This window comes from Streptomyces sp. NPDC046931, from assembly GCF_040644655.1.
Lineage (GTDB): Bacteria > Actinomycetota > Actinomycetes > Streptomycetales > Streptomycetaceae > Streptomyces.
In genome coordinates, this window is the sequence record NZ_JBEYWX010000001.1 from 319,714 (window position 1) to 334,553 (window position 14,840).

A 14,840-nucleotide genomic window follows, 5' to 3' on the forward strand; every position below is an offset into this window, starting at 1 on the left:
TGGGGCTGCCTCTCATGCGGGTGTCCTCATCGGCGTACCGCAGAGTACCGGTGCCCGAGGGGGCTTCCGGAGTCAGTCCCTCCGCACCTTTCGCCAGGGCGTACGACAACGGGACGGGCTAGCCTGAAGCCCATCCGAACGGATAAAACGGCAGGAACAGGAGGCGGCGGGCATGGCGGCTGGCGCCCCTCGCATCTTCGTCTCGCACCTGGCCGGTGTCGCCGTCTTCGACCCCAACGGCGACCAGGTGGGACGCGTGCGCGACCTCGTCGTCATGCTGCGCGTGGGGCGGCGCCCCCCGCGGCTGCTCGGCCTGGTCGTCGAACTCACCACCCGCCGCCGTATCTTCCTGCCCATGACCCGGGTGACCGGCATCGAGTCCGGCCAGGTCATCACCACCGGCGTGGTGAACGTGCGCCGCTTCGAGCAGCGGCCCACCGAACGGCTCGTCTTCGGGGAACTGCTCGACCGCCGCGTCACGCTCGTGGAGTCCGACGAGGCGGTCACCGTTCTCGACCTCTCCGTGCGGCAGTTGCCGGCCCGCCGGGAATGGGAGGTCGACAAGGTCTTCGTACGCAAGGGCAAGGGCGGGGCGTTCCGGCGCAGCAAGGGCGAGACGCTGACCGTCGAGTGGTCCGCCGTCACCGGGTTCTCCCTGGAGGAGCAGGGGCAGGGCGCCGAGAGCCTGCTGGCCACGTTCGAACAGCTGCGCCCCGCCGACCTCGCCAACGTTCTGCACCACCTCTCCGCCAAGCGCCGCGCCGAGGTCGCCGCGGCCCTAGACGACGACCGGCTCGCCGACGTCCTCGAGCAGCTCCCCGAGGACGACCAGATCGAGATCCTCGGCAAGCTGCGCAAGGAGCGCGCCGCCGACGTCCTGGAGGCGATGGACCCCGACGACGCCGCCGACCTGCTCGCCGAGCTGCCGGAGGACGAGAAGGAACGGCTGCTGAGCCTGATGCAGCCCGCCGACGCGGCCGACGTGCGCCGGCTGATGGCGTACGAGGAGAAGACCGCGGGCGGCCTGATGACCACCGAGCCGGTCGTGCTGCGGCCCGACGCGACCGTCGCCGACGCGCTCGCCCGGGTCCGCAACCAGGACCTGTCCCCCGCCCTCGCCGCCCAGGTGTACGTCTGCCGCCCTCCGGACGAGACGCCCACCGGCAAGTACCTGGGAACCGTGCACTTCCAGCGGTTGCTGCGCGACCCGCCGTACACGCTCGTCAGCGCTCTCGTCGACGACGACCTGCAACCTCTGGCGCCGGACGCCCCGCTGCCGGTCGTGGCCGGGTTCTTCGCGACCTACGACATGGTCGCGGCGCCCGTGGTCGACGAGTCCGGCTCGCTGCTCGGCGTGGTGACCGTGGACGACGTACTGGACCACATGCTCCCCGAGGACTGGCGCGAGACGGAGTTCGACCTGAGCGACGAGGGGGCCACCCATGGCACCTGACCGCGAGAAGACGCCCTCCGGCGCGACCGCCGCCACCCGTGCCCGCCTCCGGCTCGACCAGCCGCAGCCCCGGCGCACCCGGGTCCTGCCCGAGTGGGACCCGGAGGCCTTCGGACGCCTGTCGGAGCGGATCGCCCGCTTCCTGGGAACCGGCCGGTTCATCGTCTGGATGACGTTCGTCATCATCATCTGGCTGGTGTGGAACGTCTCCGCCCCGCACCACCTGCGCTTCGACCCGTACCCGTTCATCTTCCTGACGCTGATGCTGTCCCTTCAGGCCTCCTACGCGGCCCCGCTGATCCTGCTGGCGCAGAACCGGCAGGACGACCGCGACCGGGTCAACCTCGAACAGGACCGCAAGCAGAACGAGCGGTCCATCGCGGACACCGAGTATCTGACCCGGGAGGTCGCCGCGCTGCGCAGCGGTCTCGGCGAGGTGGCCACCCGCGACTGGATCCGCTCCGAACTCCAGGACCTGATGACGCAGCTGGAGGAGTACCGGCGTCCCGACGGGCACGTCGTATTCCCGGCGGAACCCGCGCACGGACGTGATGTAGACGACCGCTGACGGGGCTTTCCGGAGGCCCCGGCGGGCGCCGTACCATCATGGTTATGGCTACGGAAGACGCGGTGCGCGAAGCACTGGCGACGGTGAACGACCCCGAGATCCAGCGACCCATCACCGAGCTGGGGATGGTCAAATCGGTGGAGATCGGCGCGGACGGAGCGGTCGCGGTCACCGTGTACCTGACGGTCTCCGGCTGCCCCATGCGCGACACGATCACCCAGCGTGTCACCGACGCGGTCTCCCGCGTGGACGGTGTCACCCGGGTCGACGTCACGCTCGACGTGATGAGCGACGAGCAGCGGCGTGAACTGGCGTCCGCCCTGCGCGGCGGCCAGGCCGAACGCGAGGTCCCCTTCGCCAAGCCCGGCAATCTGACCCGGGTGTACGCGGTGGCCTCCGGCAAGGGCGGCGTCGGCAAGTCCTCGGTGACGGTGAACCTGGCGGCGGCGATGGCGGCCGACGGACTGAAGGTCGGCGTGGTGGACGCCGACATCTACGGCCACAGCGTGCCGCGCATGCTGGGCGTGGACGGCCGTCCCACCCAGGTCGAGAACATGATCATGCCGCCCCAGGCGAACGGCGTGAAGGTCATCTCGATCGGCATGTTCACCCCGGGCAACGCGCCGGTCGTCTGGCGCGGCCCGATGCTGCACCGCGCCCTCCAGCAGTTCCTCGCGGATGTGTTCTGGGGCGACCTCGACGTGCTGCTGCTCGACCTGCCGCCCGGCACCGGCGACATCGCGATCTCGGTGGCGCAGCTGATCCCGAACGCCGAGATCCTGGTGGTGACCACCCCGCAGCAGGCGGCCGCCGAGGTGGCCGAGCGGGCGGGCGCCATCGCCGTGCAGACCCACCAGAAGATCGTGGGTGTGGTCGAGAACATGTCCGGGCTGCCCTGCCCGCACTGCGGCGAGATGGTGGACGTCTTCGGCACGGGCGGCGGCCAGATGGTCGCCGACGGCCTCACCCGCACGACCGGTGCGACGGTTCCGGTCCTCGGCTCCATCCCCATCGACGTCCGCCTGCGCGAGGGCGGCGACGACGGCAAGCCGGTGGTCCTGACCGACCCGGACTCCCCGGCGGGCTCGGCCCTGCGCTCGATCGCGGGCAAGCTCGGGGGCCGGCAGCGGGGCCTGTCGGGTCTGTCGCTGGGCATCACCCCGAAGAACAAGTTCTAGGACGCCACGGGCTCCGGGACGCCTCCGGCCTGCAGGACGCCTACGGGGAAGGGGGGCGCCGTCACCGCGACGGCGCCCCCTTCCCCGTACGTCCGCTAGACGACGTAGGCGTGGATGTCCTTGATCATCGCGAAGCCCAGTCCATAGGCGCTCATGCCCCGGCCGTACGCCCCCACGTGCACCCCTTCCTGCGTGGACCCGGCGAGGACCCAGCCGAACTCGGACTCGCGGTAGTGGAACGGCGTCGGCACGCCGTCCACGGGCAGGGACAGGGTGGACCAGGCGGGGCCGGCCAGGTCGTCCGCGAGGACCCATGCCGTCTCGGTCTGCTGGTCGAGCCAGTCGTCCCGCAGGCCGTGGTCCAGCTGGCCGGGCCAGGTGAACGACAGCAGGCCCACACCGGCCAGCCAGGCCGCGGAGGAGACCGAGGTGGCCTCCAGCACCCCGGTGCCGTCAGCGCTGCGCCGTACGGGGTTGGCGGCGACCGTCACCACGACCGCGAACCGCTCCTTGTCCTCGGTGGCCTCGTGGCGTACGGAGGGCTCGTCGCCGTGCCCGACCGAACCGTGCTCCACGGTCCCGTCGGCGGCGGTGCCCACCTGCATCAGCCAGCGCGTGCCTGTGAAAGCCTCGTCGAGGCCGTACCACGGGAAGGATGCCTTCAGATAACCGTCGACCGTGCCCCGGGCGAAGGGGAGCCGCGCTCCGCCCTCCGCGGCGGGCGCCTGCGCGTCCACCCGACTCGTCGTCTCCATCTGCCCGGACGCCTCCTCGCTCTCGTCGGACTCGAGCGGCCCGCCCCCCACGGGCGTCCTCGCTCCAAACGGTCCGCACAACAACTGGGCAGCATAGCCACAGGGATCCGAACCGCAGCGAAACGCCCGGCGCGTACGTCCCCTTGGACGTCGCAATACCGCCGCCCGCGCGCCGATCGGTGTATGGCCTGCGTCACGTCGGCACCGGCCGGGCCCCGCCGCCGGCCGCGTCCGTGGACGGCTCAGGTGGCGTCCGCGTCGAAGGGCGGGGGCTCGTCGGGACCCGCCTTCTCGGACTTCTTCGTCATGTCGACGGTGCCGCCGGCCGGGGCGGACGCGGAGGACGGGGACGCCGGAGTGTCGGAATCGCGGCCGTGCACCGCGTCCGTGACTTCGGCCATCTCCTTCTTCAGGTCGAAGCCGTTGCGGATCTCCTTCAGCCCCAGATCGTCGTTCTCCAGCTGCTTGCGGAGGTACGTCTTGGGGTTGAGGTCCTCGAACTCGAAGTCCTTGAACTCGGGGCCCAGCTCGTTGCGGATGTCCTGCTTGGCGCTCTCCGAGAACTCCCGGATCTTCCGGATGGTGCGTGTGACGTCCTGGATCATCTTCGGGAGCTTGTCCGGACCGAAGACGAGCACGGCAAGGACAACGAGCGTCACCAGCTCGAGCGGTCCTATGTCATTGAACACCTGAAGCTCCTTGCGAGGTCCTCGGTCCGCGGCCCTCGGTGGTCGGGCGGGTCTTCCGTGGTCCGGGCCGGATCCACGGTACCCGGGGTTTCCGCCGGATCGGTACCGTCCCGGCCTGCCCGACCGCGTGTACACGTCGGGTTTTCCGGGATGTTTGCCATGGGGGCCGGTTTCGTGCGCGTCCCTGTCCGGCCGGCATCAGCTGCCGTTCGCGGAGCCGAGGACGAGCGTGATCGTCCGGGTCCGGCCGTCGCGGACCACGGTCAGCTCCAGACGGTCGCCGGGGCGGTGCGCTCGGGTCTTGACGATCAGTTCCTCCCCGGAGTGGACACGCGCCCCCTCGACCCCCGTGATCACGTCACCGGGCCTGATGCCGGCCTTGTGGCCGGGTCCCCCCGGGGTGACCGCGGGGCCGCCGTCGGTGCTCTTGGCGGCGACGCGGGCGCCGTCTCCCCTGAAGTCCATGTCGAGCGTCACCCCGATCACGGGGTGGGTGGCCCTGCCGGTGTTGATCAGCTCCTCGGCGACGCGTCTGGCCTGGTTGACGGGGATCGCGAAGCCCAGTCCGATGGAACCCGCCCCGCTGTTCCGGTCGGAGCTGTCCTCGGCCGAGCGGATCGCCGAGTTGATGCCGACGACCCGGCCCCGGGCGTCGAGAAGCGGGCCGCCGGAGTTGCCGGGGTTGATCGGGGCGTCGGTCTGCAGGGCGTCCACATACGAGACATCGCTGCCGTCGCCCTTCTCACCGCCCGCCGTGATGGGCCGTTCCTTGGCGCTGATGATCCCGGAGGTGACCGTGCCGGCGAGGTCGAAGGGCGCGCCGATGGCCACGACCGGGTCGCCGACTTCGACGTTGTCGGAATTGCCGAGGGGCAGGGGGCTCAGACCCCGGACACCGCCGACCCTGACGACGGCGAGGTCGTAGCCGCTGTCACGGCCGACGACGGTGGCCTTGGCGGTCTCGCCGCCGTTGAACGTCACCGATATCTCGCCGTTCGCTCCCGCGGGCTGAACGACGTGGTTGTTGGTGAGGATGTATCCGCGCCGGTCGAGGACGAACCCGGTGCCGGTGTCCTCGGTGCCGTCGCCTTTCACATGCAGGGTGACGACGCTGGGCAGCGCGCGGGCGGCGATCCCGGCGACGCTGTCCGGGGCGCGCCCCGTGGGTTCCTTCCCGGCCTGCGGCAACCGGACGTCCCCCGGCAGGCCGCCGCCCAGTTCCAGCGCGGCGCCGACGGCACCGCCGACTCCTCCGGAGACGAGCGCGATCAGTACGGCCCCGATCAGGAGCCTCCTGCGTTGCCGCCCGCCCCGCGGCTCCTGGGCGGCGACGCGGGCACCGTTCTGCTGGAAGGGGGCCCGTGGCGCCCAGGGGTCGTAGTTCTGCCAGGGGGTGTGTCCGCCGTGGGCGGGGGGTGCTGCCGGGTGCCGGACGGGTGGGGCGGGGGCCCAGGGGCCCGGTGTGCCGTAGGGCGGGGTGCCGTGGGGGGCGGAGCCGTGAAGGGGCCGCAGACGGCCGACAGGGGCGTCACCGCCCGTCTCGGGGACCGCGCCCCGGGCGGAACCGTCCTCCTCGGCGCCGGTGACACCGCCGAGGAGCCCGGCGGACACCGCGCCGGCACCCGACGGCCCGGAGGATGTGCCTGAGGACGTACCGGACGACGAGCCGGCCGATGTGGCGGGCGGCACCGCCGCCGTCGGGCGCTCCGGCTCGAAGTCCCCTTCGGCGCCGGCCTCGCCGTGCGTCCGGGCGTCGACGGGCGGGCTCAGCTCGTAGTCACCGCCAAAGCCGCCGCCCGAAGCCCCGGACCCGGTCCCGGCGCCGTCCCGTGCCTCGGGCGTCTCCTCCTCGGCGCCGCCCGCAGGGCCCGGCCTCTCCTCGCTCATGCTCTCCCCACACCCGGCCCCGGACGACGGCGCCGACCATCGCCGCTGGATCGTCGATTCCGCGCCCGGGACGCTTCCGCAGGCGCGGTCCGGCACGGATTCAACCAGGTTCGCGGGCCGGCGCGCAGACGCCCGGTTCAGTGGGCCATGTACGGAAAGCAGGAGGGGGACGGTCCGCCGGACGGGGCCGGCTCGGGCGCCATGCGCAGTCCGGGAGCCGTGATCCCCGAAGCGGGCGACCAGGGCCTCAGTGTGAGCGGTGCGGTCTCGGTGAGCGGGCGTATCAGAGGGGACATCGCGGCGGCCCCGGCCACCACGGGAGCCGTCAGGGCGCGGATCTCCGAGGTGTCCCGCGCCTGCGGACCGGGTCCGCCGGGCAGCAACGGGGCCGACGCCTCCGTCGACGCGACGGGTGCCTGGCGCAGCGCCCGCTGCCCCAGCAGCGGTCCGACGCCCCGCCGTCGGGAGGTGTCGGGCGCCGTCGGGCCGCCGCCCGTGCCCTGCGAACGCATCGGGGTCACATTGCTTCCGGTGCCCGAGCCGCGCGCCTCCGCGCCCGTATCGGTCACGACACCCGTCGACACTCCGCCGAGCGCGATCGCGGCCAGCGACACCGCGCCCGCGGCGACGAACGCGAAGCGCCGCCCCCGGGAGGCCGTGCGGTCGGCGTCATGACGGCCGACGTGATGGATGCGGAATCCTCGGTCCCCGGAAAGTGCCCGGTCCTCGGAGGGGGACAGCGCTGTGGCGTGCGGCCCCGCAGGAATGTATCCGAAGGGCTCACCCCTCACTCCGAAGACGCCCGGCCCCGGGGGAAGCCCGGCGGCCGACGGCAGCCTTCTGCCGAAACCACCCCCGCCGGGCGGCGTGCCATCGCCGTCGACGTCACCTCCCGAGGGCAGGCCCTGAAGTCGGGCCAGGAAGCTTTCGGAGGGCGGCGGCGGGGCCGCCTCCGCGAAGACGTTCTTCAGCCGGCGCTGGGCGTCGGCCTCTGCCTTGCACTTCGCGCATGTGGCCAGATGGGCCAGCACGCGTTCGCGTGTCTCATGACCGAGCTCTCCGTCGATGAGAGCGGAGAGGCGGTCTCCCAGGTGCTGCTCTGCCGGTGTGGGGCGACGGGATCCACTCACGCGGTCGCGCCCCCTCCTCCCAGCGCGGGCACACGGGCCACGAAGGTGCGGCGCTCGGCCCGGGCCTCGGGGGAGCGATGCGCCAGCGCCTTGCGCAGCTGCGAGCGGCCGCGGTGGATACGGGACCGGACCGTGCCGAGCTTGACGCCCAGGGTCGCGGCGATCTCCTCGTAGGACAGTCCTTCGATGTCGCACAGGACGACGGCGGCACGGAACTCGGGCGCGAGGGTGTCCAGGGCCTGCTGGACGTCCGCGTCGAAGTGGGCGTCGTTGAAGACCTGCTGCGGGGTGGGCTCCCGGCTGGCGAGCCGCTCGGCCGCGTCCTCGCCGAGCGCGTCGAAGCGGATGCGCTGCTTGCGGCGGACCATGTCCAGGAAGAGGTTCGTGGTGATGCGGTGCAGCCAGCCCTCGAAGGTGCCGGGTGTGTAGGTCGACAGGGAGCGGAAGACCCGGACGAAGACCTCCTGGGTCAGGTCCTCGGCGTCGTGCTGGTTTCCGGTCAGGCGGTACGCCAGACGGTAGACCCGGCCGCTGTGGGTGCTGACGATCTCCTCCCAGGTGGGCGGAGTCCACGCCTGCGAGTCCGCGTCGGTGGCGAAGGTCGCGGTCTGCGCGGTGTCGGCTGCGTGGTGCGTGTCAGCGATGTCGGTCACGGATTTCGGCTCACCCGGTGACCTGAGGAAGCGCCGCAGCACTCCTCCACGATCCACAGGCGCAGCCGCACCTCCCCTGTCGGCTCTGGTGGTGTCCAGTGGAGCCCCTACCATAGCCACCTCGCCCGTTAGCTCCGGATAAGCGGTTTTAAGAGAATTTGATGCGCGCTGATGCGGCTGCGTCAACACCTGCCCGACGCCCAGGTCCACCGGATTTCCCCCGTCCTTCCCCCGCTGCTCTTCCCACCCCTTCAAACGCCTGGTCCCATCTGCGGGTTCCCGGGGCCAACGGATACAGTCACGCCCAGGCAATCACGGGGACAGGAGAGGGTCATTACCGGCAACCGGCAGACGAGCTGGGCGTTCGCCGACGCCTATGTCGCCGAGGACGACGCGCTGCGCTGGGCCCGCGACCGGGCCCGTGACGCGGGGCTGCGCGCGGTCTCGCCCGGCACGGGCGCCGCGCTGCGCCTGCTCGCCGCCACCGTGGACGCGAAGGCGGTGGCGGAGATCGGTACCGGATGCGGCGTCTCCGGGATCCATCTGCTGCACGGCATGCGGCCGGACGGCGTGCTCACCACGGTGGACCCGGAGCCGGAGCACCAGCAGTTCGCCCGCCAGGCGTTCCGCGCCTGTGGCTTCGCCAGCAACCGCGCCCGGTTCATCCCGGGCCGCGCCCTGGACGTGCTGCCCCGGCTCGCGGACGCCGGCTACGACCTCGTCTTCTGCGACGGTGACCGGCTCGAGGTGCTCGACTATCTCGCTGAATCGTTGCGCCTGCTGCGGCCGGGCGGCCTCGTCGTCTTCGAAGGTGCCTTCGCCCACGGCCGCACGGTGGACTCGGGGCCGCAGCCCACCGAGGTCCTGCGGCTGCGGGAGCTGCTGCGCACCGTCCGCGAGAGCCCGGACCTGGTGCCCTCACTGCTCCCGGTGGGTGACGGACTGCTGTGCGCGGTCAAGCGCTGACCGGGGTGAATCCGGCGAAGGACGCGCCGAGGGCGAGCCGGGACAAAAAGCAGTCCCCGGCACCGCGTACGATGCCGGGGCAGCCGAAAATCGGGGTCGCTTTCCGCGTCAGCCGACGACCTTCTTGAGGGCGTCGCCAAGCGCGTCGGCCTCGTCAGGGGTCAGCTCGACGACGAGCCGACCGCCGCCTTCGAGCGGAACGCGCATGACGATGCCCCGCCCCTCCTTGGTCACCTCGAGCGGGCCGTCGCCCGTCCGCGGCTTCATGGCCGCCATGCTCGTTCCCCTTCCTGAAACCAGCTCATCGTCAGCCGACGGCCCCTTGAAAGGGCACGCGCCCCCTTGGCGGGACACGCGACACCGGCATCGAACACATTGCTTCCCAGCCATTATCCCGCATCTCCGGACCCGATGACCAACATGAGTCGGCATCGCTTGAGCAACACGCCCGACCAAAACCACTCAATTCGGGGATGTGGCTGTGATACTGCGCCTTCGCACGGAGATCCGCCGACCGCATGCGAACGGGCAATATTTGACGCAGGTCACACGCCATGTCCGGGCCATGGCGGATGATCTCCGCCATGCTGTCCTGCGGACGCAAGGGCGTACCGACCGGTACGCCGGAGCCGTGACACCGGAGGGGACCACCATGGCCGACACCGTGCTCTACGAGGTGAGCGACGGACTCGCGACGATCACGCTGAACCGTCCCGAGGCGATGAACGCTATGAACGTCGAGGCGAAGGTCGCCCTCCGGGACGCGGCGCAGGAGGCGGCGGCCGACTCAGCCGTGCGCGCGATCCTGCTCACCGCGGCCGGCGAGCGGGCGTTCTGCGTGGGCCAGGACCTCAAGGAGCACATCGGGCTGCTCCAGGCGCAGGAAGCGGGCTCGGACTCCGGGGTGATGAGCACCGTCCATGAGCACTACAACCCCATCGTGCGGGCGCTCACGGGGGCGGCGAAGCCTGTGGTCGCCGCGGTGAACGGGGTCGCGGCCGGCGCCGGCTTCGGTTTCGCCCTGGCCGCGGACTACCGGATCGTCGCGGACACGGCGGCCTTCAACACCTCCTTCGCGGGCGTCGCGCTCACCGCGGACTCGGGGGTCTCCTGGACGCTGCCGCGGGTCGTCGGCCCCTCCCGCGCCGCGGACCTGCTGCTCTTCCCGCGCAGCATCAGCGCCCAGCAGGCGTTCGAGTGGGGCATCGCGAACCGGCTGGTCCCGCAGGCCGACCTGCGCGCCGAGGCCGAGAAGACCGCCCGCTCCCTGGCCGAGGGGCCGACGCTGGCGTACGCCGCTCTGAAGGAATCCCTCGCCCACGGGCTCTCCCACTCCCTGGACGAGGCCCTGGAGAAGGAGGACGAACTCCAGACACGCGCTGGGGCCTCGGAGGACCACAGGATCGCGGTGCGGGCGTTCGTGAACAAGGAGAAGCCCGCCTATCTGGGCCGCTGAGGGCGTCTGCGCGCGACTGCGGTGCCTTTGTGCGCCCCTGGTCAGCCGCTTCGGCCGGGGCGGGCGGCGCAGTCGGCCAGATGGTCGTCGACCAGTCCGCACGCCTGCATCAGCGCGTACGCCGTCGTCGGGCCGACGAAACGGATGCCACGCTTCTTCAGGGCCTTGGACAGGGCCGTCGACTCGGCCGTGACCGCCGGGACGTCGGCCAGGGTCCTGGGGGCGGGGCGGGACGCCCGGTCGGGGGCGTACGACCAGATCAGCCCGTCGAGCTCGCCGGGGGCCCACTCGGCGAGCACACGCGCGTTGGCGAGCGTCGCCTCGATCTTGGCGCGATTGCGGATGATGCCCCGGTCGGCGAGCAGCCGCTCCTGGTCGGCCTCGGTGAAGTCGGCCACCTTGGCGATCCGGAAGTCGGCGAAGGCGGCCCGGAATCCCTCGCGGCGGCGCAGGATCGTGATCCACGACAGGCCCGACTGGAAGGCCTCGAGGCTCAGCCGCTCGTACAGCGGGTCGTCGCCGTGGACCGGGCGGCCCCACTCCTCGTCGTGGTAGGCCACGTACTCCTCGGCGGACAGGGCCCATGGGCAGCGCGGCACCCCGTCGGGTCCGGCCACGGCGGCGCGGCTCACTGCTGGTCCCCCTCGACCGGCCGGCCGTGGGTGGGACCGGACGTGCGGGCCCCGGCGAGCGCGGTCTCCAGATCGGCGATGCGGGCGTCCCGCTCGGCGATCTCGGCGCCGAGCCGGCCCAGGACGTCGTCCACGTCGGCCATGCGGTAGCCGCGGAGGGCGAGCGGGAAGCGCAGGGCGTCCACGTCCGCGCGGCCCACCGGGCGGTCCGGCGGCAGCGGGTCGTCGAGCCGCTCGGGCGCCGCCTCCGGCAGAGGGGCGCTCTCGCCGCCGCCCACCACGGCGAGTGTCACCGCGGCGACCACGACGGCGAGCGCGACGACCAGGAAGAAGAACATGAGCATCACTTAGGGTCCCCACGCTCGGTGCCGGCGCGGTGCGCGCCGGCGCGGAAGTGCAGCTGTCGAATGTGTCCGGCTCCGATCGTGCCATGCGACGCTGACAATTAAGGTCGCAGGCGGCGAAGGAACGGGACGTACCGGGAGAGGTCACAGCGGATGCTCAGGCTGGGCAGGCGGGAATTCGGCACGCACGAGCCGGTGATCATGGCGATCGTGAACCGGACGCCGGACTCCTTCTACGACCAGGGGGCCACGTTCCGCGACGAGCCCGCCCTCGCGCGCGTGGAACAGGCGGTGGCGGAGGGTGCGGCGATCATCGACATCGGCGGGGTCAAGGCCGGGCCGGGGGAAGAGGTCACGGCCGAGGAGGAGGCACGGCGCACGGTCGGTTTCGTCGCCGAGGTGCGGCGCCGCTTCCCCGAGGTGGTGATCAGCGTGGACACCTGGCGCCACGAGGTCGGCGAGGCGGTGTGCGAGGCGGGGGCGGACCTGCTGAACGACGCCTGGGGCGGGGTCGATCCCCGGCTGGCGGAGGTCGCGGCGCGGTACGGGGTGGGCCTGGTCTGCACGCACGCGGGAGGTGCGCAGCCGCGGACCCGCCCGCACCGGGTGACGTACGACGACGTCATGGCGGACGTCCTGAAGGTGACGCTGGGGCTCGCCGAACGGGCGGTGGCCCTCGGGGTGCCCCGGGAGTCGGTCCTGATCGATCCGGGGCACGACTTCGGGAAGAACACACGGCACAGCCTGGAGGCGACGCGCCGGCTGGACGAGATGGTCGCCACGGGCTGGCCGGTCCTGGTGTCGCTGTCCAACAAGGACTTCGTGGGCGAGACGCTGGACAAGCCGGTGAAGGAACGGGTCCTCGGAACCCTGGCGACCACGGCGGTGTCGGCATGGCTGGGGGCCCGGGTGTACCGGGTGCACGAGGTGGCGGAGACGCGGCAGGTGCTGGACATGGTGGCCTCGATCGCCGGCCACCGCCCGCCGGCGGTGGCGCGGCGCGGGCTGGCCTAGCCGGGCGGCAGGGGCCGCCGGGCGCCGCACGCGACGCCGAGCCGATCCGGGAGGCGCCTAGCGCCCCGCCTCCTTGGAGACCAGCGCCACCGCCTCGTCCACGTCGTCCGTCAGGTGGAACAGCAGCAGGTCCTTCTCGGCGGCCTTGCCCTGGGCCACCAGGGTGTTCTTCAGCCAGTCCACCAGGCCGCCCCAGTACGAGGTGCCGTACAGGACGATCGGGAAGCGGGTCACCTTCTGGGTCTGGACCAGGGTGAGGGCCTCGAAGAACTCGTCCAGCGTGCCGAGGCCGCCGGGCAGGACCACGAAGCCCTGCGCGTACTTCACGAACATCATCTTCCGGACGAAGAAGTAGCGGAAGTTCAGTCCGATGTCGACGTACGGGTTCAGCCCCTGCTCGAAAGGCAGCTCGATGCCGAGGCCGACCGAGATCCCCTTGGCCTCGCACGCGCCCTTGTTCGCCGCCTCCATCGCGCCGGGGCCGCCGCCCGTGATCACCGCCCAGCCGGCCTCCACCAGGCCGCGTCCGAGCCGCACGCCCGCCTCGTACTCCGGCGAGCCCACAGGCGTCCGCGCGGAGCCGAACACGCTGATGGCGGGAGGGAGTTCGGCCAGCGTGCCGAACCCTTCGATGAACTCCGACTGGATGCGCAGAACGCGCCAGGGGTCCGTGTGCACCCAGTCGTTGGGGGCGCGCTCGTCCAGCAGCCGCTGGTCCGTGGTGCTCTTCGTCACCTGGTCCCGTCTGCGCAGCACGGGACCGAGCCGCTGCTCGTCCGGCGGCACCTTCTTGCCCTGGGGGTTGCCAGTGGGCATCTGCGCTCCCTCCGCATCGGGCCTCCCCCGCCCGTCGGGTCCCGGCTCGGGCGAAGCCGGGAGCCGGGGGGAGGCCGGGAACTCGGGAAGGTCGTTCCACCCCAGCGTAGATCCACGCGGGTTACGGAGGGGGGACGTGTGCATGTCCGCCATGGGCCACAGCGCCCTGCCACGGGGCCGCCACCGGTCAGGACGTCAGCCAGGACCGCAGACGCTCCTCCCCGGCGAGGATCTTCGCCGTCTCCACGCGCTCGTCCCGCTTGTGCGCCAAGTGCGGGTTGCCGGGGCCGTAGTTGACGGCCGGGACGCCGAGCGCGCTGAAACGGGAGACGTCCGTCCAGCCGTACTTGGGCCGGGGGGTGCCGCCGACCGCCTCGATGAACGCCGCCGCGGCCGGGTGGGAGAGGCCGGGGAGCGCGCCGCCGCTGAGGTCGGTCACCACGAACTCGTCCACCCCGCAGTCCGCGAACACCTCGCGGACGTGCGCGATCGCCTCCTCCTCGCTCCGGTCCGGCGCATAGCGGAAGTTGACCGTGACCACGCACTCGTCCGGGATCACGTTCCCGGCCACTCCGCCCGAGATGCCCACCGCGTTCAGGCCCTCCCGGTACTCCAGGCCGTCGATCACCGGGTAGCGCGGCTCGTAGGCGGCCAGCCGGGCCAGAATCGGGGCCGCCGCGTGGATCGCGTTGGAGCCCATCCAGCCGCGCGCCGAGTGCGCGCGCTCCCCCTTGGTCTTCAGCTGGACCCGCAGCGTGCCCTGGCAGCCACCCTCGACCTCGCCGTCCGAGGGCTCCAGCAGCACCGCGAAGTCCCCTTCCAGCCACTCGGGGTGGGCGTCGGCCACATGCTTCAGACCGTTCAGGTGTGCCGCGACCTCTTCGTTGTCGTAGAAGACGAACGTGAGGTCCCGGTTGGGCTCGGAGACGGTCGCCGCGATACGGAGCTGGACCGCGACGCCCGCCTTCATGTCGCAGGTGCCGCAGCCCCACAGCACCCCGTTCTCGTCCAGGCGGGAGGGCACGTTGTCGGCGATGGGGACCGTGTCGATGTGGCCTGCCAGGACGACGCGTTCGGGACGTCCCAGGTCGGTCCGGGCCACCACGTTGTTGCCGTACCGGTCGACCGTCAGATGCGGCAGGGAGCGCAGTGCCGTCTCGATGGCGTCCGCGAGCGGCTTCTCGGTTCCGCTCACGGAGGGGAAGTCGACGAGCCGCGCGGTGAGCTGCGCGGCGTCGAGTGCGAGGTCAAGAGGGGTATCGGCCATGGCACCGACCCTAGCGCGCCGGCCCGTGCGCA

16 protein-coding genes are annotated in these 14,840 nt (G+C 71.9%); 6 read left to right on the forward strand and 10 right to left on the reverse strand.

Annotated elements, in window-relative coordinates:
- The first annotated feature begins 172 nt into the window (after positions 1-172).
- From ABZ876_RS01430 to ABZ876_RS01440, 3 genes are read left to right on the forward strand one after another with little or no spacing between them, the layout of a single operon-like run.
- Positions 173-1,453 (forward strand): CBS domain-containing protein, encoded by a 1,281-nt coding sequence (locus ABZ876_RS01430; protein WP_361772561.1) that lies wholly within the window; start codon positions 173-175, stop codon positions 1,451-1,453.
- A complete protein-coding gene (locus tag ABZ876_RS01435) occupies positions 1,443-2,021 on the forward strand; it encodes a DUF1003 domain-containing protein (protein ID WP_361772563.1) in 579 nt (192 codons plus the stop codon). The genes ABZ876_RS01430 and ABZ876_RS01435 overlap by 11 nt, the downstream gene beginning before the upstream one ends.
- A 44-nt stretch (positions 2,022-2,065) precedes the next feature.
- Positions 2,066-3,199, forward strand: coding sequence for an Mrp/NBP35 family ATP-binding protein (locus ABZ876_RS01440; RefSeq protein WP_361772565.1), 1,134 nt, complete (start codon positions 2,066-2,068; stop codon positions 3,197-3,199).
- Positions 3,200-3,294: 95 nt separating this feature from the next.
- On the opposite strand, the gene ABZ876_RS01445 is transcribed toward ABZ876_RS01440, so the two are convergent.
- The 5 genes from ABZ876_RS01445 to sigE form a co-directional block, all read right to left on the reverse strand.
- Positions 3,295-3,954, reverse strand: coding sequence for a hypothetical protein (locus ABZ876_RS01445; RefSeq protein ID WP_361772567.1), 660 nt, complete (start codon positions 3,952-3,954; stop codon positions 3,295-3,297).
- 242 nt (positions 3,955-4,196) lie between these two features.
- Positions 4,197-4,643 carry a sec-independent translocase gene (locus ABZ876_RS01450; protein ID WP_361772569.1) on the reverse strand — a complete coding sequence of 149 codons (447 nt, stop codon included), beginning with the start codon at positions 4,641-4,643 and terminating at the stop codon, positions 4,197-4,199.
- Positions 4,644-4,841: 198 nt separating this feature from the next.
- Positions 4,842-6,530 carry a trypsin-like peptidase domain-containing protein gene (locus tag ABZ876_RS01455; protein WP_361772571.1) on the reverse strand — a complete coding sequence of 563 codons (1,689 nt, stop codon included), beginning with the start codon at positions 6,528-6,530 and terminating at the stop codon, positions 4,842-4,844.
- Positions 6,531-6,667: 137 nt separating this feature from the next.
- The gene (locus ABZ876_RS01460; RefSeq protein WP_361772573.1) at positions 6,668-7,660 is read right to left on the reverse strand and encodes a zf-HC2 domain-containing protein; all 993 of its coding nucleotides are present in this window, start codon (positions 7,658-7,660) and stop codon (positions 6,668-6,670) included.
- Positions 7,657-8,427, reverse strand: coding sequence for an RNA polymerase sigma factor SigE (sigE, locus tag ABZ876_RS01465; RefSeq protein ID WP_361772575.1), 771 nt, complete (start codon positions 8,425-8,427; stop codon positions 7,657-7,659). Before sigE ends, ABZ876_RS01460 begins: the two co-directional genes overlap by 4 nt.
- 57 nt (positions 8,428-8,484) lie before the next feature.
- Between sigE and ABZ876_RS01470 the strand changes: the two genes are divergently transcribed.
- Complete coding sequence (locus ABZ876_RS01470) at positions 8,485-9,279, forward strand: O-methyltransferase (protein ID WP_361772577.1); 795 nt, start codon at positions 8,485-8,487, stop codon at positions 9,277-9,279.
- 108 nt (positions 9,280-9,387) lie between these two features.
- Here the strand turns inward: ABZ876_RS01470 and ABZ876_RS01475 are convergent, their stop codons facing one another.
- Complete coding sequence (locus ABZ876_RS01475) at positions 9,388-9,555, reverse strand: DUF3117 domain-containing protein (protein WP_003966491.1); 168 nt, start codon at positions 9,553-9,555, stop codon at positions 9,388-9,390.
- A 376-nt stretch (positions 9,556-9,931) separates the two neighbouring features.
- Here ABZ876_RS01475 and ABZ876_RS01480 point away from each other — a divergent pair, with 376 nt between their 5' ends.
- Entirely contained in the window at positions 9,932-10,735 is an 804-nt protein-coding gene (locus ABZ876_RS01480) for an enoyl-CoA hydratase-related protein (protein WP_361772579.1), read from the forward strand.
- A gap of 41 nt (positions 10,736-10,776) precedes the next feature.
- Here the strand turns inward: ABZ876_RS01480 and ABZ876_RS01485 are convergent, their stop codons facing one another.
- Positions 10,777-11,367 carry a DNA-3-methyladenine glycosylase I gene (locus tag ABZ876_RS01485; protein WP_361772581.1) on the reverse strand — a complete coding sequence of 197 codons (591 nt, stop codon included), beginning with the start codon at positions 11,365-11,367 and terminating at the stop codon, positions 10,777-10,779.
- Complete coding sequence (locus ABZ876_RS01490) at positions 11,364-11,711, reverse strand: DivIVA domain-containing protein (RefSeq protein ID WP_361772583.1); 348 nt, start codon at positions 11,709-11,711, stop codon at positions 11,364-11,366. The genes ABZ876_RS01485 and ABZ876_RS01490 overlap by 4 nt, the downstream gene beginning before the upstream one ends.
- A 153-nt stretch (positions 11,712-11,864) precedes the next feature.
- On the opposite strand from ABZ876_RS01490, the gene folP reads away from it, so the two are divergent.
- On the forward strand, positions 11,865-12,725 hold the full coding sequence (gene folP / locus ABZ876_RS01495; RefSeq protein ID WP_361772585.1) for a dihydropteroate synthase: 861 nt from the start codon (positions 11,865-11,867) through the stop codon (positions 12,723-12,725).
- A gap of 57 nt (positions 12,726-12,782) precedes the next feature.
- Here the strand turns inward: folP and ABZ876_RS01500 are convergent, their stop codons facing one another.
- A complete protein-coding gene (locus ABZ876_RS01500; RefSeq protein WP_361772587.1) occupies positions 12,783-13,541 on the reverse strand; it encodes a TIGR00730 family Rossman fold protein in 759 nt (252 codons plus the stop codon).
- 187 nt (positions 13,542-13,728) lie between these two features.
- Positions 13,729-14,808: a succinyl-diaminopimelate desuccinylase gene (gene dapE / locus ABZ876_RS01505; RefSeq protein ID WP_361772589.1), complete on the reverse strand. Its 1,080-nt coding sequence runs from the start codon at positions 14,806-14,808 to the stop codon at positions 13,729-13,731.
- Positions 14,809-14,840 lie beyond the last annotated feature (32 nt).

Bases quoted from the DNA above. Each gene is read 5' to 3' on its own strand.
- ABZ876_RS01470 (WP_361772577.1), top strand. From the start codon at position 8,485: ATGCGGCTGCGTCAACACCTGCCCGACGCCCAGGTCCACCGGATTTCC.
- ABZ876_RS01475 (WP_003966491.1), bottom strand. From the start codon at position 9,555: ATGGCGGCCATGAAGCCGCGGACGGGCGACGGCCCGCTCGAGGTGACC.
- sigE (WP_361772575.1), bottom strand. From the start codon at position 8,427: ATGGTAGGGGCTCCACTGGACACCACCAGAGCCGACAGGGGAGGTGCG.
- dapE (WP_361772589.1), bottom strand. From the start codon at position 14,808: ATGGCCGATACCCCTCTTGACCTCGCACTCGACGCCGCGCAGCTCACC.
- ABZ876_RS01500 (WP_361772587.1), bottom strand. From the start codon at position 13,541: ATGCCCACTGGCAACCCCCAGGGCAAGAAGGTGCCGCCGGACGAGCAG.
- ABZ876_RS01435 (WP_361772563.1), top strand. From the start codon at position 1,443: ATGGCACCTGACCGCGAGAAGACGCCCTCCGGCGCGACCGCCGCCACC.
- folP (WP_361772585.1), top strand. From the start codon at position 11,865: ATGCTCAGGCTGGGCAGGCGGGAATTCGGCACGCACGAGCCGGTGATC.
- ABZ876_RS01490 (WP_361772583.1), bottom strand. From the start codon at position 11,711: ATGCTCATGTTCTTCTTCCTGGTCGTCGCGCTCGCCGTCGTGGTCGCC.
- ABZ876_RS01445 (WP_361772567.1), bottom strand. From the start codon at position 3,954: ATGGAGACGACGAGTCGGGTGGACGCGCAGGCGCCCGCCGCGGAGGGC.
- ABZ876_RS01480 (WP_361772579.1), top strand. From the start codon at position 9,932: ATGGCCGACACCGTGCTCTACGAGGTGAGCGACGGACTCGCGACGATC.
- ABZ876_RS01455 (WP_361772571.1), bottom strand. From the start codon at position 6,530: ATGAGCGAGGAGAGGCCGGGCCCTGCGGGCGGCGCCGAGGAGGAGACG.
- ABZ876_RS01430 (WP_361772561.1), top strand. From the start codon at position 173: ATGGCGGCTGGCGCCCCTCGCATCTTCGTCTCGCACCTGGCCGGTGTC.
- ABZ876_RS01440 (WP_361772565.1), top strand. From the start codon at position 2,066: ATGGCTACGGAAGACGCGGTGCGCGAAGCACTGGCGACGGTGAACGAC.